Below are 25,783 nucleotides of genomic sequence, written 5' to 3'. Positions count from 1 at the left end.
TCCGGTCAGCGGAGGCATCCAGCGAGCCGCTGGATGTATGCGCCGGCACGTACAGGCTCGCCCAGGCCTTCGTCCGACTAAGGCGACTCGATCAGGCGAGCACTCGGCGCGCACCGCCGCACTGGTGCTGGAACGCCACATTCATGGCCGGGAGGCTACTCCCAAGAACTATCGGTGCTTGGGTCCCTCATCTGGTGCTGGCACTCATCTACGCCCGTGCCAACAAGCGGCCGGAGGCGAAGAAGGAGATCGAAGAGGCGCGAACGGTGGCCCGCGGCCTCGGTGGGGACCGCAATGACTTCAATCTCGAGTTCGGTCCTACGAACGTCGAGATCCAGGCCGTATCCACGGCTGTCGAGCTCGGCGATGCCGGTGAGGCAGTTGAGATCGGTCAAGGCATCGATGCAGGCGGCCTTTCTGCAGAACGTCGGGCTCGGCTGCTCGTGGATCTGGGACGCGCCTATGTCCAGCGTCGCCATCCGGGCGAAGCCTTGGACTGCCTGCTTCAGGCGGAGGAGCTGGCACCGGAGACCATCCGCTCCCACATCGCAGCTCGAGCCGCCATCAACGAACTTGTGCTGATCAGCGGCGGTGCCGCTTCCCCAGAGCTGCTCGGCCTCGCGGAGCGAGCCGATGCGCGGGAGTAGCGGAGGACTTCTGTTCAGATCAACTCACTTGAACTACTGATGACACGCCATCAAGAAGGAGCTATTGGGTGCCGTTGAGATGTAGTCTTCGGTGTAGCTTTCATATGGATCTTGTCACGTCGGGGAGGTAACCGATGTCGGAGCGGTTGCACGCAGTCAGGGCGCTCCTGACGCGTCCTGCCGATCTGCCGTCTCCTGCCGTACGGGCCAAGCTGCGCCGAGCGGAAGGTCTGACCCAGCAGGAAGTCGCGGACGCGATCGGGGTCGGCCGCGTCCAGGTGAATCGGTGGGAGAAGGGCCTAGCCGCGCCGCGCCAGCCGCATCGAGACGTGTACGCCGAACTGTTGAAGGGGCTCGCCGAGAAACACCCGACCAAGGCGGCCTCCGACGCTGAGCCCTCAGACATGGAGGGAACGAGTTCGTGATCACTTGACCGGAAACGCTGAAGCCGCCCCTGTCGGCAAACAGGAACGGCTTCATTGCGATCGACTCGCCGAGCCTGCACAGCTACGAGTCGTGAGCAGCGCGGTGACCGCGCCGGGTGCTCCCCGTGGACCTTGGTCCGCGTGGTCACCTGACACCAGAATACGGCAGCCTTCTATCAGAAGCCCAGCAAGGGCTTGACCAGGCCGACATCTGACTGGTTACACCGCTCCTCGCGGCTCCCCTACCCAGGGGAGAACTATCGATGTACCCGCGTCCTCCTCGCCTCCGAGCGAGCACGAGGCTTGACTCACTCTCGCCAACTCGCGTTGCCACTCGTTCGGCCGACGTTATCGGCGTTCAGCGAACCGCACTGAGGTGTGGCCGACGGCTCCGTCGGGGGACGGCATTGACTTCCGACCCGGAGTTCGGGTGCGGACAGCCCTCCGCCGAGGGGGTTGAAATGTTCTAGGTCATCAGGGCGGCGACCGCACGGTCTTCTGGCCGCCCGGGCCCCCGACTTCCGGTGACTCCCAATCACCCGAGCCGGGGCCCATCTCCTCTCCGCTTCTGGCCTGCCAGGGCCTCGCGGAGGTTCTGACCGCCCCGGTGCCAGCCGGCTGCGATCAGTTCGAACTCGGTTCGCCAGAACCAGCCCCACCCAGAGCCGGGGTTTTTGTGTGCCCCGAGAGAGGGCGAGAGTCATCATGCAGCAGAGTGCTGCCTCCTGTCAGCCTGAGCAGGCTCCGATCGACCGAAATGCACCGTTGGCGTGTCCACATTCGGCCATGCATTCGGCTAGCGCCATCTTCGGTGACCGCTCGCGTCACGGGTCGTCGACATGGTGAGCCAGGCGAAGCGTCCCCCCGTGCGCACCCAGCGGGCTCGGGTACCGATGCGGTTGGTCACGTCGTCCTGCTACGCGGATGTGGCGCTGTCGGTGTATGTGAAGACCGGAGCTCTCGCGGCGCGGCGGGAGGGGTGTGAGGCGCGGACAGAGACGATCGCGACCTACCTCGGGCTGTCGGGTGCATCTGTGGAGCGTGGGCTGACGCAGTTGTCGCGGCCGGGGCCGGACGGTGTGGTCGAGCTGGTCACGACGCGTCGGACGCTGCCCGGGGGCCGTGGACTGTCGGCGGTGCGCCGGACTCGTGCGATGAGTCCGGCGGAGGCGTTCGTGTGGCTGCCGGTGACGGCTGCGGAGGACCTCACGCCGCGTCAGCTGCGCGCGTACGCGTTGATCACCTACGCCCAGGCCCGGGGCATCCCGCTGACATTGGGGGAGCTCGCGGGCGGATTGCTGCATCACTCCGGCCAGCGTGCCGGGCAGCCGATCACGGCGGCGGCGGCCGCGCGGGTCGTCGACGGCCTGGAGGCCGCGGGCTGGGTGAGCGTGCAGCGCAGGGCGGGGGAGCGGGGCCGGCACCACTTCATCGCGCACGACCTCCCGGCGCCGGCCGCCCGGGCCTCGGCCGAGTCGACGGGCACCCCGGACGCTGTGGAGAACACGGGGTCCTCCGCGGGCTGTTCGGCCGCGAGTCCTCATCTTGGTGAGGGATCGGGTGCTGAGGCTGGTGAGGGATCCCTCGCGAATGAGGAATCACGTACGACTGACTCACCTGATGACGCATGCCCGACGCCTGGCTGTTCCGCCGTAGGCGACCTACCGGTAGTAGTTGCCGAGCCTGTGGAAAACCCCGGATCGCCTGACGGCCCACAGCGACCCTCTGCGCCGACGAGGGCGGGCGCGCTCCGCGCGGAGAAGCCACAACTCACCTGTCTCTCCCTCGAATTGGCCCGATGCGTACCGCGCACCACTGCACTGCTCAGCGACGTGGTCGGTGAAATCAGCAGCTACCAGAGATGGCGCCTGGACCGGATGATCTTCGGCCTGCTGGTCGACGGCGAGGACGACGCGATGATCTACGCACGGCTGCAGCAACGCCTCACCCCGCTGCACACCGATGACCCGGCCCGCCCGTACGCGTTCCGGCGGGACGGACTGTCCTGGGCGCTCAGCATCGGCCTGCCCTACCGACACGGAGGCATGACCCAGGTCCCCTGCGCCACACCGTGGTGCTCGAACCTGGTCCTCAGCCGCGCGACCGACGACGTCCAGTGCGACACGTGCCAGCACGCCACCGACCGCGCAGCCCACACCGAACCGCCGCCGCCCACCGCGGTCCTCCTGGACCTGATCAACCGGCCACACTCCCCGGCCCCCCTCGACGAGCCCACGGTCCCGACGCCCCAGCGCCCTGTCGAGGAGCGGCCAGTGGAACTGCCCGCAACGGTGCGCGAACAGCTCGATGTCATCGCCACCGTCGACCCCGCCGCAGCCGATCGGGCCCGACAGGCGGCCCTCACCCTCCACGACCTGGAGAACAGCACCCCGGCAGGTGACGCTCACCGAGACCGCGTCTCGGCCGCGATGACGATCTACTCCCAGATCACCGAACGCCACGCCGACCTGCTCGCCCGCCACTACGCCGCATGATCACCCGCGCCTGCAGCGCGTCCGAGACATAGCAGCACTCACGCGTTCTGTCGGGTGGCTGACTCACCGCCGTGTCACCGGTGGAGTGTGCACGCAATGCGCAGAGGTGTGGACCCGCTGCTAACGACCCTCGTCAACGCCCCCGGCAGGCTGATCGGTGACAGATCCCCGGACATACAGGCGGGGGACACACCACAAGCCTCATTGCCCCGGGGTCAGATGCACTGCCAAGGAAGGTGCTCATTTCATGAAGCGCGCGATCGCTGTTGCCGTTGCGGGGCTCTCCCTGGCCGTCGGTTCTGTGGCCATGGCCTCCCCCGCCGAGGCCAGCTCCTCACAATGCCAGAAGTACCTCAAGCTGAAGGGTTATGTAGTCGGCCCGGCGGTCAAGGCCCATTGCAAGACGGGCGCGGCAGGCGGTGCCCTGAATCGATTCGCCTGCACCGTACGTCTCATCGGCATTGATGTGAAGAATACGCACGCCGGCACAGCCTGTCAGTTGGCTGACGACTGAGCCTGGGGTCAACGGCAGGCAATGCGCTGACAGTTAATCCAGCAACGGACGGCCCCGATTCCGCCGCGTCGGTCGGGGCCGTCACGCACACAGTCGTTGAACCACAGGAGCCCCAGCGGCGCGACGTGGCTCTGCGGGACGGCGACACTGCCTACCGCGGCGCATCGCGCTCACCGGCCGAAACGAACCGCTGGATTCTCCCCGGCCTGTACTTGCGCGACATGTTCGCCGAAGGCCGCCACCGCGCCCACCTGACCGCCGATGAACTCGGCGGATGCCCGTGGTGAATCTACGTAACTTCCTATGAGCCCCGGCTGCCTGAAGACTGCGTGGCTTTGTTCATGAGAAGGAGCAGCAATTCGACGTCGGTTGGGGAGGCGCACTCGGCCAGGGAGTGCGTCGCAGTGTTCACGAGAACTGACGGCGCCGGGGCCTTCCTCCCCGCATGGCCGTCAGTGGAGCGTGATGGGCTCCATGATCTTGATCTTCGCGCGGCGCCATGATCGTCACAAGAGTCGGCACTCGGTAATCTTGGGCAAGATCGTTTTGGAGGACTGGCCGGCCGTTCACTCGTGGGCGTGCCTCCCGGAGGTGTGCCGCTATCAGTCCTGGGGGCCGAACACGGAGGTCCAGACGCAGGACTTCGTGGACTCCGCGGTCAAGGCCTGGTCGGGCACCCCTCAGCGCCGCTTCCCCTACGTCGCCCGCGTCGGGCGGGATGTGGTGGGCATGGGTGAGCTGCACGTCCGCAGCGATAAGCAGCGCCAGGGCGAGATCTCGTACATCGTGCACCCCCGGGTGTGGGGGCAGGGTATCGGCACGGATCGGTCGGCAGCTGCTCGCGCACGGGTTCGGCGAGCTGGGGCTCCATCGGATCCATGCCACCTGTGACCCGCGGAATCTGGGCTCCTCCCAAGTGCTGTCCAAGATCGGTATGACGTATGAGGGGCGCCTGCGCGACACCGCGCTGCTCCACGACGGCTGGCGAGACTCCATGATCTTCAGCAGCCTCGAAGATGAATGGCGCTCCACTGCGTAGCCCCCGGCTGCGGGGTGCTGTCGTTTCTCGTGAACATCGACCTCGGCGCCGACCGGGCGCCTTCCAAACCCGTGAACAACTGACTTCGCAACGCATGAACAAAGCCAACTGCGGGAGCCCTGCCCCTCTGCGACCACGGACAAGGGTGCCGCTCCTGGGCGACTCCGAGGGCGAAGGCGTCCACCTCTTTCCGGGGTGCTACCCGTCGATGCGCTGGGCTTGGTGGCGGTACTCTTGGGTGGCATGCCGTAGGCGGTGCGGAAGGCTCGGGTGAAGTCGGATGCGTGTGGGAAGCCGTAGCGGGCGCCGATGGCATGGATGGGGGTGGCGCGCAGCTTGGGATCGACGAGGTCGCGTCGTGCACGTTCCATGCGCTGCGTGCGGATCCAGGCAGCGACCGTTTCGTCTTCCTGCTGGAAGAGGCGGTGCAGGTAGCTGGTGGAGATGTGATGCGCGGCGGCGATGGTGCGCGGGGTCAAGTGCGGGTCGTGCAGGTGCTGCTGGACGAAGGCCCGGATGCGTAAGACGAGCTCCTGCCGCCGGGTTTCCGGTGGGAGCGCGTTGCCGGCGTCGAGCGCATGGGCGAACAGTGCAGAAAGCAGGTCCACCGCGACCATGCCCAGACGAGGTCCGTCCTCGGGCCGGTAGGAGCCGGAGTCCCGGGACATCTGGGTCAGGAACTGGGCGAGTAACGCCCGATACCCTCACGCGCCGATAATCGCCGCATGATCAGTGAGTCGATCGCGTTCTCCGGCAGTGGCAGCAGTTTCCGGGGGATGAAGAGCCCCGTTCCCCGGACCGTGTCCTCACCGCCGGTGGTGACCGCCCGTATGAGGTGGGGCCGTGAGGTGTCGTGGAGAACCAGGTCGGACCGCTCGTACTCGGCCTCGTGACCGGAGCTGGCCAGCCCCATCGTCCCCCGCAGGTTGAGCGAGAAATGGTAAAGCTCGGGGTCGGACTGCTGGATCAACTTCCGCGTTCGCCGCAGCGTCACCGGTGAGTGTTCCATCGTCCACAGCTTTACGGATCCGAGCGCCAGGACACGCTCGGACACCGTGGCGTTCGCTGTGCCGTCACCTTCGACGTCCATCGGCACGTGTGACTGGGAGATGTGCTCGCGCCAGGAGGAGAACTTGTCAGGCGCGAGCACATCCCGTGTGCAGAAAGCCGTCTCGATCAGCATTCTTCTCCTCACGAGTCCTTGATCGGCGTGCTTCGCGTCGGCCAGTACAGGAACCGCACTTTCTAGTCTCATCCTGGCCCAACCCACAGGGCCGGCGGCAGAGCGCCATGGGCCCAGCATCGGCCGGTCGTACGCGTGACGAGGCCCGAGCGGCGACGGGCAGGCCCTCAGGCTGCGGCGGCGAGAGCCACCGCGACCGGCAGCAGCGCACACTGGACGACGAGGAGAGCCGTACGCACTGGGCGGCCCACCGCGCGGGCGGGCAGGAGCAGTACGGCGAGGCCGAGCACTCCCGAGCAGACCAACATCCAGAAACTGATGTCGTACAGCACTGACGGGCCCACGCTCCCGCTGAGAGCCTCATCAATGACCAGGAAGAAGCACACCAGGTACAGGAGAGGCAGCAGAACGAGTGCAACCGCGGAGGCGATGCGCAGCCTGCTCTCGCCGCGTGCGCGCGGGAGTCCGGGCAGGAGAGCGAGGGCGGGTCACCCTCCTCGGGCCCTCGTCGTTCGTCGTCACAACGAAGAGTCCAACACCGCGTCGAACGGACCCGACATCCATACACCTACTCACCAAGCCAGCCAACGTACTCATCCCTCGCTGCGATACGAGGCCCAGAAGAGGCTGTCCTGGTCGAGCCGCCGCGCACTCCCCGTGCGGCCCTGTGCGGCCGTATGTCAGGAGATCGCAGTCGGGTCGATCGGATCGATCCCGGTACGTGCGTACAGGCTCGGCCGGAGCGAGACCACCACGCGCCCACGCGGCCACTCGGCCGACGGCCGGGCCAGATGGACCGCATGAGTGATCCGCCAGTCGACGCCATCGCCGACGAGTGTTCCGACGTCGAGGGAAGCGGTCAGGTCGAGCGTCTCCACCTCCAGGCCCGGCAGGCTCGCGACGTGCTCACCCACCGCCCGCCGCTCGGCGACCGCGGCCGCGAGCGACAACGCCGGCACCTGCCCGACGCCGCGCCCCTCGGCCGCAGCCACAACGAGCCCGGATAGCTGACGGTGGCCGGCACCAAGAGCAAGCAGCGCCGTGTGATCTAAGACAAAGGGGATCACGCAGCGGCACCCCCGGCCGCTGCCGTGCGGGCTTCCATCGCCTTCAGCAGCCGGTCACCGGCCGCCACATCGTCGTCCGTGACGTCCACGCCGACGTGGTCGCGAAGGTACGCGCGAGCGAGCTCGCCACGCGCCTTGAGCTCGTCCTGGGTCGGCGTCGCCTCGGCGAGCTCCTCCACCAGGCCGCGGATCGTGGTGCCCCGCTCGTCCGCCAGGACGCCCAGACGGGCCCGGACAGTCTTCGAGACTTTGATGCTGGTGTCCTCGCCGTCCATGACAGAAGACTCTACCGCCAGTAGAGCCCTGTTCGTGCTCACCTGTCACAGAAGGGCGATCCCGTCGGTTCACGCACCAGCGCCGCCAGCAGGATGCCCGGCCGGGACACTCGGCGCCCACGTCTGATCCGATTCCACAGCGAGTTGGAACCCCGCCCGGAGAACCAGGAATCGCGTAGCCGCCCCGTACGCGGAGGCGGCCAGAAGCAGCCCGCGCCCCTCTCGACGCGTTGCACAAAGCGGAGTTGGTGGTCTCCCCAAGCCCGGTTCGGCCCTGATCACATACCGTGTTGCCGGTCAGGAACGGCTCACCGGAGCCTGCCCTAACCGCGGTCGGAGTCGTAGCCCCAGCGGGCCCTGCCGTCCTTACCCATGAAGCACTTGGCCGGACGCCCGTCCTCGGCAGTCCCCAGCGCGCCAGCGGGGGAGCAGGCGTACCCGAACTGGACTCTCGTCTGATGGCCACCGGGGCCCTTGGGCTGAGGTTCCGGAGTCTCCGGCTCCGCCGACCCGTCGCCGGTCTCGGTCACCATCGTGGTTGGGTGAGGCGAAGGTTCGGACGGCGAATCGTGAGCAGCCCGGAGGCTCGAGCCGAACCAGATGACAAGGCCAATCAGGACGACGACGCCTATGCAGCAGCCCCGTGAGCCGGTTGTTTCACTCATGCCTGCTCCTGCGCTCTCGTGTAGATGCAGACGGCCCCGGTCATGGCATACCCCGGCGGCAGGTCCCGGTCACCTCGGCGTCCCGGAACGCCCTTCGTGCTTGGCCACTCGGTCGCCAGGCCGTTGCTGGCGTCGACGAGCCGGTCGAGCAGAGACAGCAGATTGCCGACGTCCGCCATGTGCAGGCCGGCGGTCGGCTCGTCGAAGACGTAGACGCTGTCCTTCTCCTGCAGCCGGCGGGCGAGCTTGATGCGCTGCCGCTCACCGCCGGAGAGCATGGACAGCGGCCGCCCCAACGTCAGATAGCCCAGACCGACCCTATCCAGCGGGGCCAGGCGCCGCGCAACGCTCCGTTCGGCGAAAACCCCAGCGCGTCCGCGACAGTCAAGCCCAGGATGTCGACGACATTCAGGCTCTCGAGCTCGAAGCCCAGGACCTCATCCCGGTACCGGCACCGGCACCGGCCGCAGACCTCGCAGATCGTGGTGACCGGGTCCAGGAAGGCCAGGTCGGTGGTGATGGTGCCGCGCCCCTTGCACTCGGGGCACACGCCCTGGGCGTTGAAGTTGAACAGACCCGGATCCACGCCATGTTGTTGGGCGAGCAGCTTCCGCATGGTGTCCCAGATCCTCGTGTAAGTCGCCGGTGCGGAGCGGGGGTTGATGCCCACCGCCGACTGGCCCAGCACGATCGCCTCAGGGTGACGGGCGGCGAACACCCCGGAGATCAGCGTGGACTTGCGAGCCGGCCACCCCGGTCACCGTGGTGAGAACCCCGGCCGGGACGTCAACGTCGACCTCCCGCAGGTTGTGCTGGCTGGCGCCGCGCACCGGCATCACACCCGTCGCCTCCCGACAGGCCTCCTTGAGGCCGGACGCGTTGCCGAGTCGGCCGGTCACGGTCCCGCTGGCCCGCAGGCGACGCCCTCGTAGTCGTTGATCGCCACGTTGCCCAAGTCGTCGGGGCGGATCGTCTGGAAGCCCTCCCCGTCCATCAGGAGGTCCATCTCCTCCCGCGAATTCCGGCCCCGGGTGGCGCGGCGTAAAGGTCAATCTCCTCGACTCTCATGGAACCTGGCGACGACCAGGTCGACGTCGAGTGGGCCTCTATTGCCACTCGTTGAGCAGTACTCGCTCCTGGATCCAGTGTTCACGCTGGCTCTCGTCTTGAACCACCCGCCGAGCGCTGGGGATGTTGCGGGGAGGCCCGGGAGAGGTCATGCGCTCGTTCCTACCGCGAACCCTGGCAGCGATCTCCTCGCTGCGCAGACGACGCTCTTCTGCCCTTTCGATGGCTTCGCAGGGATAGATCCAATGCTGTCGGGGCGTGCCGCCGTGTCTGGCCGGTCTGGGCCGCGGCCGGCACGCGCGAACGTCCTCTTCGGGACCGGCACCCGGCTGGTGTCCGGAGAGCTGGCCTTGACGGCGACATGGGTGTCGCGGGTGAGAGATCCGACTGAGTTGGGTACTGCCGTGCCGTTGCGGAGGCCCTTGCTGTTGATGAGGAGCGCCAGACCACCCCGGAGAACTTCGTCGACGTCCTTGGGGGAGAGCTGGGCCAGCAGAGTCGCCAGGGCGCTCTGGTTGGCGCCGACCTGATCGGCCTGGCCCTCTTGGGAGCCGTAGTTGGGTGAGGGCGCTGCGCGAGGTGCCACGGGCGGTGGGGAGGACGCCAGGGTGCGCTCCCATGCCCTTCGCCACTCGGGCATGGCCCGGCTGGTGATGCCGCAGCCGCGGAGGAAGGCTTCGACCTGCTGGAGATTGGTCGGTTGTCCCCGGCGTTTGACGATCCGCCATGCCGTGCTCACCGGCAAGATCGGCGGTGCTCCCGAGAGCATGGTCTGCTCCTGGGCCGCAGGGTCGTCCGCCGGTGCGCCGGTGTAGCCGGCCCGTTGCTGCAGCGTGCGCAGCGGTGGCGCGCCGGCGAGCTCGTAGGCGGCCGCGAGCGCGGCGGTCATGTCGGCATCGGTGCGGATGTTGGCGGGGGAGGGGGCGTGGAGTCCCTCCAGTTTGCCCCGCTCCTCGATCTTGGCCTTTCGCCACAGTCCCAGCGCCTCGCGCATGACGTTGCCCCCGGCCGCGTCGTACTGCTGGGCCCCCTGCTCGATCTCTGAGCCGACGCACGCGATGACGAACGCGGACACGGTCGGCTCTTTGGGAACCGAGCTCCTGGTGCCGGCGGCACGCTTGAGCGTGGACGGCGACAGCTCCCGGCCGCCCAACTTGAGCCGGTCTGCCATCTCCTCGTAGGTCAGTTCGGCCCCACGGCGCAGCTCTGTCAGGAAGCCAGCGAGCTTGGCCCGGTGCGGACGGGGTTCGTGGTTCGCTCGATGTGTCACGGCCGCCCCCTACTTGCCGGTGGTGGCGCGAAGGACGATCTCGGCGAGGACGGCGGCGATGCGCTTGCCGCCGCCGGCTGCGGTGAACGTCGCGGCGCCGATGGCTCCGCAGCCGCCGAGCAGAGCGAAGACGTCGCCCATGGGGAATCCCGCATAGAGCAGGGCGGCGCCCATCAGGGGGAAGGAAACCAGGCCGGCCACCTGGGCCGCACCCGGTCCGCGGCTCGGGCGGGTGGTGATCGGCTCGGGGGAAGCAGGAGAAAGAGTGCTGCTCGATGACATGCTTGTGCCTTTCGAAAGTCGGGGTGCCCTTGAGAGGAGGTCACCCGACTCCACGTCGGGTGACGATCCGTCTGCTACTGGCCGCAATTCCCGTGTATTCCCGCAGCAGTTGACGCTGCTGGCGGGCGGGATCCAGTGCGCTGAAGCATGCCACGGGGTCGACCTTCACCGCTCGTCCGGAAAGGCGTCAATGCACCCTATGTGCGATTCCCGGTCCACCAGTGTTCCAGCCGGCAGCTACGCACTGTCCCCAACGGCACACCGTCCATCTGGCCGCTCACCTGCCGTTTTCCCGGCGACAGGCGAGCTTCAGCTTTCCCAGAATTCAGGGCACAGGGTCACCGGCGTTCACGCCAGGCTTGCCGATTCGCCGTCTATGAGGTGAAGGTGTGTCACGAACCTGCTGCCGGTTGCTGATCGGCGTCGGGCCCCTTGAACGCTACTGGCCGCAAACCAAAGCCGTGACAGGGGAAGAAACTGAACAGGTCACGTTGACGCGTGCCTGTCCGCCGAGCCGGCACCCAGGCGGTGCCGGCTCTTGGCGTATGCGCACGGGCTCTGGTCCCGCGGGCGGTGGTTGTCCTTCAGGCGGTCGCCGCGACACGAGCCGCGGCGACAACACTCCGCCCCGCGACACCGGGTTCACTTCCGCCGGGGCGAGGCAAGCAGGTAGGCCCTCTCCCGCCGCCCTCCATGCTCGGTGGCCTGCCAGCCTGCGCTCGCCAAGGCAGCCGCCCAAGTAGTAACGGGGTCGCGCCGAGGTTCGGGACGAATCGTTCTCCATCGCGCCCGACGGAGCTCGTACGGCAACGGCTTCAAGCTGCTCGGTGGGAGTGACCTGGTACCCGTCGACGGCCGTGCGGCCGGAGTCTTCGAGCACGGCCGGTAGGCAGCCGGCGCCTTCGAGCGCGAGCGCGGCCGCGGTCACCAGATGTTCCCGCTCCCAACGGCAGGGCCGGTCCAGCGCACCGTCAGGGTTGGTGAGACGTCGCATCTCCAGAAGGCCGAGCCACGCCTCCCGTGCTTCCCGCGCTCGCGTCCGACCGTACGGTTCCGTCTCGAATCCCGTCCGCGCACGGAACACTCCGGCCTCGGTGACAGGTCTGGTGGCCTCGGTGGGCGGGGCCGGTGCGGTGAGCCGACCGCGCTCCGCTTGTCCTGCCGCCGTCAGGTAGTAGAGGTGCGGCGGCCGCGGGTGCCGAAGGGCGAGGCCGTCGTCAACCAGAGCGGACAGGATGCGCTCAGGCCGGTTCGCCGGCACCAGCCCGGTGCCCGGGTCGGCATCGAGGAGCGCCATCCCGGCGCTCCTTCGCCGTGAGTCGTTTGCCCACCCCGCCTCCCTCCTCACCACTACCTGCCATCCGATGACTTCTCGCCCACGGCGGTCAAGAGGCGTTGCCTAGAGGCTTCGCCAGATCGTCCGCAGACTCGAGTGTCAGACGGTAGAACCCTGGAGGGCGAACGCGCTCTTCAGACGGCCATCCACCACGTGTCTCAGGCCGTGAGGTTCTCCTCGGCGGTTGCGCCAGGTGAGTCGTACCAGGAGATCGCCGGGTATCGGCGCGTCGAATCGCAGGGCGCGGAGTCCACGTGCATGGACTTTGCGCCGCGGCCGCTGAGAGCAAAACAGCCCCTGTGCCCGAGACCGGCGGCCCCCCAATTCGTGTGGGCAGCGAACGCAGGAAGGCCACCGCTTGAAAGAAGGCCAGAAGGCACCCCGGGGAATCGCGCCATCACCCACCGTGCGTCCGCTAGCCGACACGCATGGTTCCTGGCCGCGGCCACCCGTCACGAGGGATACTGGGGGAGTGACAAGTTCGACCACCGAATGGGGCTCCCGCACCGCACATCTGCGAGAGCGGCTCCCCGAGCACCTGGACGAGCTCACTGGCCCCATCACCGGAACGGTCGAGCTCCCCGTACACCTGGCTTGGTCGGGACTCCGAGCCTTTGACCTCGACGAGCCCAAGCTGCTGCTCGGCATGTACCGCATCGTCATCGGGTCCGGCCTGCACGAGGACATCACCACGTACCTCAGCGCAGGACTCCTCCGACAGCACTGGCCGGTACTCCGCCGGATGCTGAGCAAGGCTGTACGGGCCGTTTGGGAAGAGCACTTCCCCGAACTGCGCCCGGCCGCCGCAGCGTGAAGCTCTCCCCGTTCCACGAGAGTCTCCTCCGCGATGCCCTGCACGCTGGTGCCTCCTATGGTCTCGTCCTGGCCGGCGGGAACGCCGTGCGCGCGCACGGCGACTGTAACGGCAAGCGACCCAGCGACTCTGGTGCCGAGGGCGCCCTGGGAAGAACCTGCACGTCACCGCCCTGAAGACGGCCAGGCAGCGACTGAAGCGACCCAACTCCTAGGTATATGAGGACCTTCGTGTATGCGCGTGTGCGCAATATATAGAGAGCTTCAGTCGCTTCAGTCGCTGTTACCGATAGCCAGCCTCCTCTGAGCTGGGCTGATACCCCCTTGCCTCAGCGCTCCTGATGGTCGTTCGGTCGCTGGACTCTGGCTTCAGTCGCTCTCGAGACTCATGCTGGTCGCATCATCGACACAGCGCGCGTTGTTGCGCATGTGCTCCACGGCCTCACCAAGGGCGTTCGCTAGTGTGTGTCCGTCATTGAGTCGCTTCGGTCGCTGATAGGGGATGCGGATGCCTGCTGAGCTGCGTCTTTCGCACAGCGACTCGCCGACGCCTACCCCTAATCCTTCAGTCGCTGAGCCCTCGACCGAGCTGTCCTTGGCTTCTGCACGCTGGTGCGCTCGCCGCGGCTGGCCCGTGCATCCGCTCGCTCCGGGAAGCAAAACCCCGACCGCCAACTGCAGAGACTGCAGGGAACAACGCCACTCGCCGAAGACATGCCCCTGCATTTCCGAAGGCCGCTGGTGCCACGGATTCCATGCCGCAACACTCGATCAGAACCGCATCCAACAATGCTGGGGCTCCCAACCCGAGTTGGGCATCGGAGTGTCCTGTGGCCCAGCAGGACTGGTCGTCCTCGACATCGACGCACACCGGGCCGAACTACCGGAGCGAGACCGGATCCTGCCCGGCATCCCGATCGCCGACCACATCGACCTGGACGGCCTAGCAAACGGCTTTCACACCCTTGCCGTCCTGGCTGCTCTACGCGGACACCCAAGCCCAGCCGACGACGAATCCACGCTGCGCGTCCGCACCCCATCCGGCGGCCTACACGTCTGGTTCCGAGCAGCGGACAACCGTCGCTGGCAGTCATCAGTCGGTTCCACCCCAGGCCGCGCCCTGGCCTGGCAAGTCGACGTACGCGCCCACGGCAGCTACATCGTCGCCCCCGGCACCACCACACGCATGGGCACCTACACCCCCGTGGGGGACACCCTCGAGCCCGCTGCGCTCCCGCTCTGGCTCGCCCAGGAGCTCGAGCGCACCAATCACCTCCCGGCCCCCAGCATCCCCGCCCCGCGGCCCGTCCCGCCCCGGGCACGGCAAGCCGTCCTCGCCGCGAACAGTGGCAGCACCCGAATCCAGCGCACCCTCGCCACCGTCCTGGCACCGGTAGATGCCTGCGGCCAAGTCACCGAGGGCGCAGGTTTCTCCGACACCCTCAACCGCGCTGCCTACAGCATCGGCGGACTGATCGCCGGCGGATCCCTCCCCCAGGAAGAGGCTGAACGGGCGCTCACCGAGGCAGCCATCGCGGCCCGGCCTGGACAGCAGCGACGCATCGAGCAGATCATCCGCAGCGGCCTCGCCGCAGGCCTCAAAAGGCCCCTCTACACAAGCGGGGGGCGCTCGTGACGTCGCCCGGCCCCGAAACACTCTTCGAGTTCGACCCCGAAGCCGTCGCCACCCAGATTCGCAACCAGGGCAGGGTCCCACCCCTTCCGAGCCAGGCCGATGCCGAGCGGCGCCCGGCAAGCGAAGCGAGGGCCAATGGCTTGCTGCCTGACACTCTCTCCGACCGCGGCAACGCCAAGCTGTTCGTCAGGCTCTACTCAAACGACTACCGGCACGTTCCCGGAATCGGCTGGTACCGGTGGGACACCACCCGCTGGCAAATCGACGAAGACGACACCGTCCTGTGGGCCGCAGGCGACCTCGCGGAAAACATCGCTACACACGACCCCCGCGGCCTGTTCACCACCAATGCCCTGCAACAGCACCGACGCCGCGCCCTGTCCACCACCGGCATCAACGCCATGCTCACCCAGGCCAAGTCCGCCCCCGGCATGGTGCTGAACGCCGCACTCCTGGACGCCGACGCCTACGCACTCTGCACACCGGACGGAATCGTCGATCTGCGCACGGGACTGGTGAAGACCCCTGATCCGAACAAGGACTTCCACTCCCGCTCCACCACGGTCGGCCCCCAGCATGTGCCCACCGTCCGCTGGCAGCGATTCCTGACTGACACCTTCGGCGACGACGCCGAAGGCCGGGAAATGATCGACTATCTCCAGCTGCTGCTCGGATACTCCGTCACCGGAGATGTGGGCGGCCAGATCCTGCCCTTCCTCTTCGGCTCCGGCAAGAACGGCAAGTCCGTCCTGCTGGACGTGCTGATGAAACTGCTCGGTGACTACGCCGACGCCGCCCCGCCCGGCTTCCTCATGGCCCGCCCCTACGAAGGCCACCCCACCGACCTCGCCGAGCTGCACGGCCGCCGCGTGATCGTCTGCTCCGAGGTCAAACCCGGCGACAAGTTCGACGAGGCCCGCGTCAAACTCCTGACCGGCGGCGACCGCATCAAAGCCCGGCGCATGCGGCAGGACTTCTTCAGCTTCGAACCCACCCACAAACTATGGCTCCTGGGCAACCACCGCCCCGAAGTCGGCACCGGCGGCTTCGCATTCTGGCGCCGCATGCGCCTGATCCCCTTCGAACGCGTCGTACCCGACCACCGCAAGATCGACAACCTCGCCGACATCCTCGTCACCGAAGAAGGCCCAGGCATCCTCGGCTGGCTCATCGACGGCGCCCGCCGCTACCTCGCCGGAAACCGCGACCTCACCGGCCCCGAACGCGTGCGCATCGCCACCACCGCCTACGCCGAAACCGAAGACCACACCGGCCGCTTCTACGAAGAGTGCTGCGTCCTCGGACCGGACCTGCGAGCTGAACAAACGGCGCTCTACGCCGTCTACAAGGCGTGGTGTCAGAATGAAGGAGCTCCGGTCATGTCCTCGAGGGCATTCGCCTCCCGCACCCGGGAACTCGTAGGACTGGCCTCGCCCAAGGAGATGATCCTGTCCAACCAGCGCAAGCACTACCCGGGTATCGGACTGCTCACCGACCAGGAGAGAGACGCATGAGCTCCCTGATCACCGAGGACGAGATCAGCCACGAAACCGAGATCGTGTGGCTGGAGGACATCGAGAAACTCGACTACGTCCGTCAGAGCCTGGACCGCCTCCCCAACCGCAAGAGCCGACCCGCCTACCACCGCGACGGCCGCATGGTCGGCTACGCCCTCCTCGGCCCCACCGCAAAGCCATCCCGCGCATCGGGGACCTTCCGCCGCCGCGTCTTCTGGCTGCTGCCCCACGACCGAGACAGCGAGCCCGATGGGCTGTACGCCAAGAGCGCGCCCGCTGAAGCGATTGACCCGCGAACGCTGGAGCCACGGGTCAAGGGCTACAAGACAGAACGCTCCGAAGGCGCACCCCCCTCTACCGCCATGCAGGAACTCGGGATAACTCGCTCGGCCTCCTGAGAGGCGCAGTCTGGGGCGTGGTCACAGCTGCGGAGTGCGTGCGCTTACAGGAGCGAATCCCGGGATACACCATGCTCTTCCCGGCTTTGGCTGTAAGGAAGCTCTGCAGTACGTAGCTAGCTGAGGCCGAGTCAGCAACTAAGGGTGCCAGCGCCCAAGTTCCTACTTCGCTCCCATGACTCAACTGCAGACGAGGTTCTTTGCCCGGCGCGGGGTTGGCAAGATGTGCCCGAACTGACGTGTCAGAGCCGTACGTTCACGCACTATCGCTGCACCGAGGAGCCAACATGGAGCGCACGCCCGCGTATCGTCTCGACCCCTCTGGCCGCGACATACGGAGCGAGGTGGCACACCTGCGGTCCCTCGGGGATCTCGTCCTGGTCGAGTTGCCCGGTGACATTCAGGCCTGGTACCCCACGCGGCAGGCGACCCTCGAACGACTTGTCACCGATAACAGGGTGAGCAGGAACCCCCGGCACTGGCCGTTATGGCCCGAGGTGATCCTTGCCAATCCCGGCGCACACTGGATCCTGCCGTACGTCGGTCTTACCCACATGATCACCGCAGAAGGGGAGGACCACCGGCGTCTGCGCAACCTGGTGGCGCCCGCCTTTTCCGCCCGGCGTACCACCTTGATGAAGCCCGTCGTCGAGCGCATCACCAAGGACCTGCTCGACGCAATGGCCAACCGTCCCGCCGACGAGCCGGTCGACCTGCGCGAGGCCTTCGCTCACCCACTGCCGATGCGCGTCATCTGCGAACTCTTCGGCCTCAACGATGACGAGCGACAGCGGGTCGCCGCGTTCATCGAGGCCATCATGAACACTTCCGGCTCCAGCCCTGCCGGGGAGGAGATCCTCGCCGATGTCCGCAGCACCCTGGGCGGCCTCGTCGAGCGCAAGCGAGCCGCTCCGGGCGACGACATGACCACCGATCTGATCGACGCCCGCGACAACGAGAGCCGCCTGAGCGAGGAAGAACTCATCGGACAACTCCTGCTCATCCTCGGCGCCGGCCACGAGACCACGGTGAACCTCATCGCCAACGCCGTCGTTGCGCTTCTCGACCACCCCGACCAATTCACGTCGGTCCTCCGCGGCGAGGTGCCGTGGAGCAACGTGGTGGAGGAGACCCTGCGCTGGGCCGGCTCGATCGCGTCCATGCCCCTGCGGTTCGCCACCGCAGACCTCGAGATCGGAGAGAACCACATCGCCAGGGGCGAGGCCATCCTCGCTTCGTGGGCCACCGCAGGATGGGACCCTCACGCCCACGGCCCGGAAGCCGAACGGTTCGACATCGCCCGGAGACCGGGCAAGCACCTCGCGTTCGGCCACGGCGTGCACCGCTGCCTGGGAACCACCCTGGCGCGCACCGAAGCACTCATCGCCCTCCCCGCCCTCTTCGAGCGCTTCCCCCACCTGCGCCTCGCCGTCCCGGGCACTCAGCTCGACCGCTTCCCCTCCTTCGTCGCCTTCGGCTACCGCTCCCCGCGGGTGCACCTCACGCCCTGCACCCCAAGCACACTTCAACCTCGCTGAAAGGGTCCTCGACCCCCGGGATCTGGAGGCTTCAGTCGGCCCAGGTGACACACGCGACATGTGTGCCGCGATGCTGTACCCCGCTGGTAGCCTCCCAGGTCGGGAACGCACGGCTCGGCACGAGGAAGGGCGAGCGAGTACCGCATGCATGGCATAGGAACCGGCCGAGCAAGAACGCTCTTCCTGCCTTCCCATGGGCAGATGAGAACGGCTGAACGACCATGACCCAGCTCCGCCCCCAACGGCCCGACTCGTCGGGTCGACGTCCCGGGAAGCCTCGCGGCTTCATATCGGCGGCTAGGAACTCCCTGGCAATGTCCAGGGAGCGCAAAGATGCGCGCCAAAAGCTCGCTGGGCTGGATTTGCCGAAGGGCTACCGGCTGAAGGACATCGTGAATGCCGTGGCGCGTGAACGGTCCCGGGACATAGTGATTCACCCGCTGAAGCTCGACGGAGAGATCAGCGGTCTGTGCGTCGTGGGTGACCATCGCGATTTCATCTTCGTTGACAACACTGCGAGCCCGTTCTTCCGGACGCACATCACCCTCCATGAGCTTGCGCACCTGCTGGAGGGAGACGGCGTCACGAGCGGTACTTGTGTCTCCGTCAATCGGTCAGCGCTGAGTATCCGCCGTACACAAGCCCCTCTCTCTGCCCTTCCCAAGAGCCTGGTGGAGGAGGTTCGCGGCCGTCCGGTGAAACTCCGGGCCGACTACACGAGCCTTGAAGAACGCCGCGCCGAAATCTTCGCAACCTGTGCGCTGATGTCGCTGCCCCGGCCAGAAGTCGAAACCCTCGCCCCGATCTACTCCGCTTTCGGTGGCAAGGGCACGCGTCTGTGATGCTCGAGCCGGTACTCACGGCCATTGACCTGGCCATCTCGTCATTCCTGCTGTCCCTGGCCGCTACGAAGTGGGTGTCCGTGCGACGGGACTCGGACCCTTCGCTGAAGTACACCGTCGTGGTGCTAGCGACGGCCGCGATGGCTTACCTGGTTGTCGCGCCGGCGGTCTACCGCGCGATCGGTTCTGCGATCGGCTCTCCGAGCGCTCCCTCACTGCTCTTCTACACGGGCCACCTGTCGTGTATTGCCCTCGCGCACCTGCTGAGCATGTTGTGGCACCCCAACCGCACCCAAGAGGAGCGCGCCCGCAAGCGCCTGTTGTGGCTGCCCACCTATGTTGGCGCGATCACCGTGATGGTGGTTGCGTTCATGATCACTGACCCGGCCGGCCCGGCCCATCCGGTGCGCTTTCCCGTCGCGTACGCCGACCTTGCTGGCGTGGTCGTCCTGCAGGTCGTCTACCTGATCACGCTCAGCGTCGGCATCGTGGCGACGATCCGGCAGTTCCGAGGCCCGGACGGACTGATCGCGCTTCTCCCCGAGGACTCCCCGCTGGCCCAGGGCATGCGAGCCTTCGCTCTTTCTGTCGTCCTCAGCTTCCTATACGCCGTGTGCCTGATGACCGCCGTCCTGACGGCCTCACTTGGACATCACCGCAGCGACGTGCTAATGGACATCGGGACTGTCCTGATCAGCATCAGCGGGTTCGTTGTCGGCTACGGCATGGCCAAGCCGGCTTTGTCATCCTGGCTCGCCGACCTCCGGGATTTCTGGACGCTGACGCCTCTTTGGAAGGCAGCAGTCTCCGGAGTCGAGGAGGAACAGGTCCTCGATGCCAGCGGTTGGATGTTGGGGGACCTGCGGTTCCGCCTCTCCCGACGGTTGATCGAGATCCTCGACGGCATACGACACCTGCGGCCCTTGATGCGATCGGCCCCGTCCGAGACAGTCAGGGCCTTGGCCCTGACAAGGCCAGAGCTGGAAATCGATCTTCAAGCCGCGCAAGCTGCAGCGACCATCCGTGACGCAGAACGCCGGCTCGAGGAGCCGTCGAGCACTGGCGACACACTGCGCTTCAACGAGCACTCATTTGATCTGCCTGGGGGAGACGAGCCGCTGGACGAGCAGCGTCGGCACATGGTTCGGGTAGCCGAGTACTTGAATCACCCGATCGTCGTGGAGGCCCTGAGAGCCCACGACCCTAGTAGCATCACGCCAGTAGATACCCAGGCCAACCCGTAGCCGTTCACGGTGGACGAGGCGGTTGGCCGTCGGCCAAGCAGTGCTGCCTGTTCGAACTCTCCGGTGCCGCCCTATTCCTGGTGCTCGGGTGTGGCAGGTACGTCCAACTGCGCCAGCTTGGCCTCGAGTTCAGGCAAGGCCCGGAACACTGCTCTCGAGACCTGGTCCGGGGAGGTGGTCGAGCTGCGAGTGGCAATCTCGTAGAAGCCCATCCTCTTCATCCAAGCTTCGACAGCGAGAGTCTGAGCCTCGTCGCGGATCTTCTCCAACCGAAGCGCGACCGCCGCGCGGTTGGTCATGCCCAGGCTCCCGGGGCCCACGCCGAAGAACTCCTCGAGCGAGGTGCATGCCTCGGCGTTCGCCTTACGCTCGCCGGTCAGGATGTGGCCCACCATGGCACGTTTGACAGCTGAGCCGTTGGCGATGTCGTCGTAAAGGTACTTCGTCTTGGCGACAGGGTCCTTCAGTCGCGTTTCATGCAGGAACTTCAGCCGCTGGTGCACCCTCTCGGGATGAGGGCTCTCTTCGGGATCCTCGCCCCTCAGTAGGGCTTGGACGGTCCCGAGTTCGACGGCTGTGGCGTAGGAGATCTCCTCAGGGACAACGATCGTACTGAGGGGCTTGCCCAGACGGTCGGCCACCGTCTGCAGGTCATCGAGAAGCGACGCTAGGTCGGGCACCGACGTCTCGTGGTCGCTCTTCACCAATGGCTCCATAGGGCGGGACGCAAACAGTCCTTCAGGAGGCTACCGCGCCCTCGTGCACGTGCAAGTGGCGCGTTCAACAATCGTAGACGCCGTATCCGATCCCCACCGACCGAGATCTACAAATGCAGACTACAAATGTTGACGTGAGGAGTGCGGTGCACCAGGATCGGCATATGGCCGAGCCCCCCAGGGCTTGGGCGATACAAGCGTGCGTACTCCGTCGCAGACAACGTTGACTCCAACGGGGACGCGGCACGGTAAGCACGCGATCGGCTCACTGGCTCCGACTACACACAGCGCGCCCTCGGTCTCGCCACCCACGGTGGGCGAAGCACCAGCCGCGGCCGCGCACCCCAAGCCGACGAGGCACACGCAACAAGGGAAGGGGTGTCATGGCTGAATGACCCTGAAGAACAGGCTGAACACCCCCAACTGGAGCGGCATGCACTCTCCACCAAGTTGGTGCCGCAAAAGCCAGCCGTACGCCGGCCCTCTCGCTGACCAGCCCATAGCTTCCAGACCGCGGGATCGTTCAGGAGGCTGCCGATGGATCCTCACAGTCACACCGTCACCCACGGCGATGCCGATACCGCACGCCTTCTCGCGACCGCTCTACGGAACGTGGGCTTTGCTGTCTCGGTCGCGCCACCACGCTCGGCCCGGCCAACCAAGCCCCAAGACGCCAGCCCGCAGCATGAGTTCTCTACCCTTGTCACTTGCTTCGCACGAGCGACCGACACTGAGCACGCTGTCACCGACGAGGTCCTCACGGCCCTGGTCACGAATGGGCTGTGGTTGAACACCGGGCCCCTTCCCGTCGAACGCGTCGACGCCCTCGTCCAACGCGCTGCCCATGCCAATGTCGGGTTTCTCCACGCCCCGTTCATCGGGTTCCCGCCCCTGTCCAGCTACCGCATGATCATGGCGTACGGGTCCCCCGCCGACGTCGGCTCCGAGGCCTTCGTCCCCCTTCTCTCCGCGCTCGCGCATCACCACGCCTGGGCTGCCCTCCCCGCGCCCGTGCCTGGCACGGGCCCCTGTGCTCTGCCCGGCCGACTGGTCGCTCTGCCCCTTGTATCGAACCAAACGCCACGTACAGCCCGGAGCTGCAGGCCAGTGCGGAGAAACCGCCGTGCTTGAACGGAAGCCGTCAGCGGTCGACCGCACCATCGATTGGCCCACATCGCTCCGCCCGCCTCATGCTCGTCAACGCCATCCATGCCATCCGAAGCAAACGTCGGCCCCTCCGGATACCCGTGGAGGAGAGCCTCTACGGTTCGTTGTGGCGCTGGTCAGGCACCGGACTGGGCGCGCTCGTCACCACGGCCGCCGCAGCCGCGTACGGAAAAGGGCGGGGAGCGGTGCGCCCGGGGCCCGTGAAGAGCGCAGCGGCCGCCCTGGGCGACAGGACGGCCACATGAAGACCGCGACCCATCCACCAGAGTGAGCCGCAGTCAGCGCGGTAACGCCGGACCACACAGGGATCGGGCATGAGCCCCGGATTGGTCCCGGTCACAGATTACCGCTCCGCGGAAGCGGTGCCTAGCGCCAACTGGTCACCCCCGCCTGACACCTGTGCGGCCCACGCTTGTCGTGAAGGCCAGACCGTGAACACACCCGCACCGATATCCCGAGCCGCCGGTACTGCGGCCGGCCGCGAGCCGCTTTCCCCCTCCGGGTTGAGGGTGGATCATGAACGGCTATAGCACCATCAAGCGCGGCCCGATGGCCGCCGACCGCTTCACCCAGATCGCCAACGACCTGTTCCGCGACCCGCGAGTGACCCTCAAGGCGAAAGGCCTATTCGGGTTGATCTCCACGCATCGCGACGGGTACGGCGTGACGCCCAAGTCCCTGTCCAGGGACACCAAGGACAGCGTCGACGCGATCAAGACCGGCCTCCAGGAACTGGAGCGGCACGGCTACCTCTACCGCGCACGCGAGCGCCTGGCCAACGGGCGGCTCGGCACCTCGACGTACTTCATCACCGACCAGCCCACCCAGCAGCCGCCACCGGAAGAACCCGTCCGCCAGGCACCACATCCGGTGCCGCCGCCAGCGACCACGGCCCTGCCGAACCACGGTGGAAACAGCAGGTCACAGCCAGAGTGGGATTTTCCCTCTCTGGAAAAACCAGCGCTGGAAAATCCACCCCCTAAGAACACCAACCTCAAGAACACCAACTCTCAGAACACGAACGGGGCGCCTTCGGCGCGTAGCGCCGGTGAACGCCGGAGGCTCTCTACCGGTAGTAGCGCGCGCAAGCCTGAAAGCTGCGCGCCGAACAACCACGTCACTCAACTGCCCCGGAAGGCAGCTTGGCAGGGAGCACCACGGCGTCTGCCGGTCACGCTGACCGCCGACCAGGCGATGGTCTTCGCCGCCTTCCCAGTCGTGCTGCGCGAGGCGATGCGTAGGACCACCGGCCGCGAGGTCCCCAAGACCCTCCTGGACACCATCACCATCCAGTTGCGAGATCGCACCGCGCTCCAGCTGCGCGACCGAGTTGTGCGCCGGTGGGAATCCCAGGGCTACCGCACCAAATTCGAAGCCGGGGCCCTCAACCGTCCGGTCGGCGCGGCCGTCACCATGCTGCGACACGGTCGGTGCCCAGACCTCTCCTGCGAGGACGGCGCCCAGATTGACACTGGTGCCCCGTGCCGTGCGTGTGTAGAGCGCCGCGCTACCCGACCCGGTCGCCCGAAGTCCGAGGCCGGCTCAGGGCCTTGTCCGGCCTGCACCCATGACCGCGGCACCAGCGGCGCCCTGTGCGAGGCATGCCGTGCTCCCTTCCAGCGGCGCGTGACCGACGCCGTCAACCGCGCCGAGCAAGCAGCCCACACACGGCATGCCCTGGACGCCGACCGAGCCGTGCACGCCGCCCGGGCACGGGGCGAAGTCCTGCGTGCTGCCGAGGAGGCTCGCGCCACGGCTCGCTCCCAAGGCGCGGAGGAACTCGGAGTTCTCCTAGCCGCGCAGTGGGCTGCAGAACAGGCGGCCGATGCCTTCGCTCGGACGAGCGGGGGCGTGATGCTGGGCCAGGCCCTTCAGTAGGAGCGTCCAGTGGCCACTGGCTTCTGTCACTCCTATGTGGGCTGGGATTGGGGACAGGTCCGAATCCTGTAGATCGGGGCAAGTACGGCTCGAAGATCCATCTGATCACCGAGCGAGCCGGTCTGCCCCTGTCGGAATCTCGGAGCGAACTTGCACCACAGCCAGGCCCTGATTCCTCTGGTGAAGGGCATACAGCCGATCCGTTCCCGCCGCGGACGCCGGCGACGCAGGCCGGGCAAGCTCCACGCCGACAAGGGCTAACGACTACTCCCACCTGCGGCGATGGTTACGCCAGCGGGGCATCACCCACCGCATCGCCCGCAAGGGCATCGAGAGCTCCCAGCGGCTGGGCCGTCACCGCTGGACCATCGAACGCACCATGGCCTGGCTCGCCGGCTCCCGCCGCCTCCACCGACGCTACGAACGCAAGGCCGAGCACTTCCTCGCCTTCACCAGCATCGTCTGCACCCTCATCTGCTACCGAAGACTCTCCAAATGAGATGACTTCTAAGGCAATACCGGGTGGTAGCTCGCGGTTGACACCCCGAAGCGCTGAGCGCCACTTTGAGCCCCTTAGGGCCCCGGACCGTATATGGGGAGTCGGGTGATGCCGGTTCAGGGTGGCACGTACGGACTCAGGCACCGGCAAACCCCCATCACTGTCGCCGCTACCGGTAGACTGCAAGCCAATCTCGCCCCACTTGTGGGTCGCAGCGAGCACCGCTGACTAACGCTGAACGACGCAGCCGCTCCGGCCACCGCCGGGTGCTTGGCTATTCCTGTCCAGAAAGGGCGCTTCGTGGCCGATTCCGGCAACCCCAACGAGAACCTTCCCTCCACCGTCGCTGGCGAGAACGGCAAGGTCGCAGCCTCGTACGACGCCAGCACGATTCGTGTGCTTGAGGGGCTGGACGCGGTTCGCAAGCGCCCCGGTATGTACATCGGCTCGACCGGTGAGCGCGGACTGCATCACCTTGTGCAGGAGGTCGTGAGTAATTCCATCGACGAGGCGCTCGCCGGGCACGCGGACACGATCGAGGTGACGATCCTTGCCGACGGGGGCTTGCGCGTCATCGACAACGGCCGTGGCATCCCCGTCGACATGCACCCGGTGGAGAAGAAGCCTGCGGTGGAGGTCGTCCTGACGGTCCTGCACGCGGGCGGCAAGTTCGGGGGCGGCGGCTACGCGGTCTCCGGTGGTCTGCACGGCGTCGGTGTCTCCGTCGTGAACGCGCTGTCCATCAAGCTTGCGGTCGAGATCAAGCGCGACGGGTTCCGCTGGACGCAGGACTACAACCTGGGTGTGCCGACGGCCCCGCTGGCCCGGCAGGAAGCGGTCGAGGACTCGGGCACCATGGTCACCTTCTGGGCCGACCCGGACGTCTTCGAGACCACCGAGTACTCCTTCGAGACGCTGTCGCGGCGCTTCCAGGAGATGGCGTTCCTCAACAAGGGCTTGCGGATCAACCTCACCGACGAGCGCGAGTCGGCGAAGGCCACCGTCGGCGCGGACGAGGCGGGCGAGGACGAGGCGCACGAGGTCAGGACCGTCTCGTACCACTACGAGGGCGGCCTCGTCGACTTCGTGAAGTACCTCAACTCCCGCAAGGGCGAGGTGATCCATCCGACCGTCATCGACGTCGAGGCCGAGGACAAGGAGCGGATGCTCTCGGTCGAGGTCGCGATGCAGTGGAACTCGCAGTACAGCGAGGGTGTCTACAGCTTCGCCAACACCATCCACACTCACGAGGGCGGTACGCACGAAGAG

The 25,783-nt window shown here is 66.8% G+C and carries 24 protein-coding genes and 3 pseudogenes; 15 read left to right on the top strand and 12 right to left on the bottom strand.

Annotated elements, in window-relative coordinates:
- The first annotated feature begins 194 nt into the window (after positions 1-194).
- Together ACGFNH_RS32165 and ACGFNH_RS32160 are read left to right on the top strand one after the other, a co-directional pair.
- The gene (locus ACGFNH_RS32165; protein ID WP_393659851.1) at positions 195-647 is read left to right on the top strand and encodes a hypothetical protein; all 453 of its coding nucleotides are present in this window, start codon (positions 195-197) and stop codon (positions 645-647) included.
- 134 nt (positions 648-781) lie between these two features.
- The gene (locus ACGFNH_RS32160) at positions 782-1,072 is read left to right on the top strand and encodes a helix-turn-helix domain-containing protein (protein ID WP_393659849.1); all 291 of its coding nucleotides are present in this window, start codon (positions 782-784) and stop codon (positions 1,070-1,072) included.
- 1,303 nt (positions 1,073-2,375) lie between these two features.
- On the opposite strand, the gene ACGFNH_RS32155 is transcribed toward ACGFNH_RS32160, so the two are convergent.
- Entirely contained in the window at positions 2,376-2,579 is a 204-nt protein-coding gene (locus tag ACGFNH_RS32155; protein WP_393659847.1) for a hypothetical protein, read from the bottom strand.
- Positions 2,580-2,904: 325 nt separating this feature from the next.
- On the opposite strand from ACGFNH_RS32155, the gene ACGFNH_RS32150 reads away from it, so the two are divergent.
- The 3 genes and pseudogenes from ACGFNH_RS32150 to ACGFNH_RS32140 form a co-directional block, all read left to right on the top strand.
- Entirely contained in the window at positions 2,905-3,567 is a 663-nt protein-coding gene (locus ACGFNH_RS32150; RefSeq protein WP_393659845.1) for a hypothetical protein, read from the top strand.
- A 247-nt stretch (positions 3,568-3,814) separates the two neighbouring features.
- Positions 3,815-4,081 (top strand): hypothetical protein, encoded by a 267-nt coding sequence (locus tag ACGFNH_RS32145; RefSeq protein ID WP_393659843.1) that lies wholly within the window; start codon positions 3,815-3,817, stop codon positions 4,079-4,081.
- Between the two features lie 465 nt (positions 4,082-4,546).
- Positions 4,547-4,961, top strand: a pseudogene (locus ACGFNH_RS32140) (GNAT family N-acetyltransferase); the annotation flags it as partial.
- A gap of 446 nt (positions 4,962-5,407) precedes the next feature.
- On the opposite strand, the pseudogene ACGFNH_RS32135 reads toward ACGFNH_RS32140, so the two are convergent.
- From ACGFNH_RS32135 to ACGFNH_RS32090, 10 genes and pseudogenes are all read right to left on the bottom strand, one after another.
- A pseudogene (locus ACGFNH_RS32135) lies at positions 5,408-5,737 on the bottom strand (helix-turn-helix domain-containing protein); the annotation flags it as partial.
- A 56-nt stretch (positions 5,738-5,793) separates the two neighbouring features.
- The gene (locus ACGFNH_RS32130; protein WP_393659841.1) at positions 5,794-6,303 is read right to left on the bottom strand and encodes a hypothetical protein; all 510 of its coding nucleotides are present in this window, start codon (positions 6,301-6,303) and stop codon (positions 5,794-5,796) included.
- Positions 6,304-6,470: 167 nt separating this feature from the next.
- Positions 6,471-6,647 carry a hypothetical protein gene (locus ACGFNH_RS32125; RefSeq protein WP_393659839.1) on the bottom strand — a complete coding sequence of 59 codons (177 nt, stop codon included), beginning with the start codon at positions 6,645-6,647 and terminating at the stop codon, positions 6,471-6,473.
- Between the two features lie 336 nt (positions 6,648-6,983).
- The gene (locus ACGFNH_RS32120; protein ID WP_393659837.1) at positions 6,984-7,370 is read right to left on the bottom strand and encodes a hypothetical protein; all 387 of its coding nucleotides are present in this window, start codon (positions 7,368-7,370) and stop codon (positions 6,984-6,986) included.
- Positions 7,367-7,645, bottom strand: a complete 279-nt coding sequence (locus tag ACGFNH_RS32115) for a hypothetical protein (RefSeq protein WP_393659835.1) — start codon at positions 7,643-7,645, stop codon at positions 7,367-7,369. Before ACGFNH_RS32115 ends, ACGFNH_RS32120 begins: the two co-directional genes overlap by 4 nt.
- Before the next feature lie 323 nt (positions 7,646-7,968).
- Entirely contained in the window at positions 7,969-8,178 is a 210-nt protein-coding gene (locus ACGFNH_RS32110; RefSeq protein WP_393659833.1) for a hypothetical protein, read from the bottom strand.
- Positions 8,179-8,306: 128 nt separating this feature from the next.
- Positions 8,307-8,606 (bottom strand): ATP-binding cassette domain-containing protein, encoded by a 300-nt coding sequence (locus tag ACGFNH_RS32105; protein WP_393659831.1) that lies wholly within the window; start codon positions 8,604-8,606, stop codon positions 8,307-8,309.
- A gap of 2 nt (positions 8,607-8,608) precedes the next feature.
- Positions 8,609-9,028 carry a hypothetical protein gene (locus tag ACGFNH_RS32100; RefSeq protein ID WP_393659829.1) on the bottom strand — a complete coding sequence of 140 codons (420 nt, stop codon included), beginning with the start codon at positions 9,026-9,028 and terminating at the stop codon, positions 8,609-8,611.
- A 498-nt stretch (positions 9,029-9,526) separates the two neighbouring features.
- Positions 9,527-10,648 (bottom strand): hypothetical protein, encoded by a 1,122-nt coding sequence (locus tag ACGFNH_RS32095; RefSeq protein WP_393659828.1) that lies wholly within the window; start codon positions 10,646-10,648, stop codon positions 9,527-9,529.
- A gap of 9 nt (positions 10,649-10,657) precedes the next feature.
- A complete protein-coding gene (locus tag ACGFNH_RS32090) occupies positions 10,658-10,930 on the bottom strand; it encodes a hypothetical protein (protein WP_393659826.1) in 273 nt (90 codons plus the stop codon).
- 1,808 nt (positions 10,931-12,738) lie between these two features.
- Between ACGFNH_RS32090 and ACGFNH_RS32085 the strand changes: the two genes are divergently transcribed.
- The 7 genes from ACGFNH_RS32085 to ACGFNH_RS32055 all read left to right on the top strand — a co-directional run bounded on the left by ACGFNH_RS32085 (position 12,739) and on the right by ACGFNH_RS32055 (position 20,254).
- Positions 12,739-13,080, top strand: a complete 342-nt coding sequence (locus tag ACGFNH_RS32085) for a hypothetical protein (RefSeq protein ID WP_393659824.1) — start codon at positions 12,739-12,741, stop codon at positions 13,078-13,080.
- 507 nt (positions 13,081-13,587) lie between these two features.
- Complete coding sequence (locus ACGFNH_RS32080) at positions 13,588-14,715, top strand: bifunctional DNA primase/polymerase (protein ID WP_393659822.1); 1,128 nt, start codon at positions 13,588-13,590, stop codon at positions 14,713-14,715.
- A complete protein-coding gene (locus ACGFNH_RS32075; RefSeq protein WP_393659820.1) occupies positions 14,712-16,229 on the top strand; it encodes a phage/plasmid primase, P4 family in 1,518 nt (505 codons plus the stop codon). Before ACGFNH_RS32080 ends, ACGFNH_RS32075 begins: the two co-directional genes overlap by 4 nt.
- Positions 16,226-16,630 (top strand): DUF6009 family protein, encoded by a 405-nt coding sequence (locus tag ACGFNH_RS32070; protein ID WP_393659818.1) that lies wholly within the window; start codon positions 16,226-16,228, stop codon positions 16,628-16,630. Before ACGFNH_RS32075 ends, ACGFNH_RS32070 begins: the two co-directional genes overlap by 4 nt.
- 287 nt (positions 16,631-16,917) lie before the next feature.
- A complete protein-coding gene (locus ACGFNH_RS32065; protein WP_393659816.1) occupies positions 16,918-18,168 on the top strand; it encodes a cytochrome P450 in 1,251 nt (416 codons plus the stop codon).
- Positions 18,169-18,482: 314 nt separating this feature from the next.
- Positions 18,483-19,010, top strand: a complete 528-nt coding sequence (locus ACGFNH_RS32060; protein WP_393659815.1) for a hypothetical protein — start codon at positions 18,483-18,485, stop codon at positions 19,008-19,010.
- Complete coding sequence (locus ACGFNH_RS32055) at positions 19,010-20,254, top strand: MAB_1171c family putative transporter (protein ID WP_393659813.1); 1,245 nt, start codon at positions 19,010-19,012, stop codon at positions 20,252-20,254. The genes ACGFNH_RS32060 and ACGFNH_RS32055 overlap by 1 nt, the downstream gene beginning before the upstream one ends.
- A 71-nt stretch (positions 20,255-20,325) precedes the next feature.
- Here the strand turns inward: ACGFNH_RS32055 and ACGFNH_RS32050 are convergent, their stop codons facing one another.
- Positions 20,326-20,958: a hypothetical protein gene (locus tag ACGFNH_RS32050; RefSeq protein WP_393659811.1), complete on the bottom strand. Its 633-nt coding sequence runs from the start codon at positions 20,956-20,958 to the stop codon at positions 20,326-20,328.
- A 1,695-nt stretch (positions 20,959-22,653) separates the two neighbouring features.
- Between ACGFNH_RS32050 and ACGFNH_RS32045 the strand changes: the two genes are divergently transcribed.
- The 3 genes and pseudogenes from ACGFNH_RS32045 to ACGFNH_RS32035 all read left to right on the top strand — a co-directional run.
- Positions 22,654-24,015: a hypothetical protein gene (locus ACGFNH_RS32045; RefSeq protein ID WP_393659810.1), complete on the top strand. Its 1,362-nt coding sequence runs from the start codon at positions 22,654-22,656 to the stop codon at positions 24,013-24,015.
- 53 nt (positions 24,016-24,068) lie between these two features.
- Positions 24,069-24,514 (top strand): annotated as a pseudogene (locus ACGFNH_RS32040) (IS5 family transposase); the annotation flags it as partial.
- Positions 24,515-24,790: 276 nt separating this feature from the next.
- The coding region (locus ACGFNH_RS32035) for an ATP-binding protein (RefSeq protein WP_393659883.1) at positions 24,791-25,783 on the top strand (993 nt) is incomplete at its 3' end.

It is taken from the genome of Streptomyces sp. NPDC048639 (genome assembly GCF_043199075.1).
In the GTDB taxonomy this organism is placed as follows: Bacteria; Actinomycetota; Actinomycetes; order Streptomycetales; family Streptomycetaceae; genus Streptomyces.
This window is presented reverse-complemented; position numbering and strand designations above follow the sequence as displayed.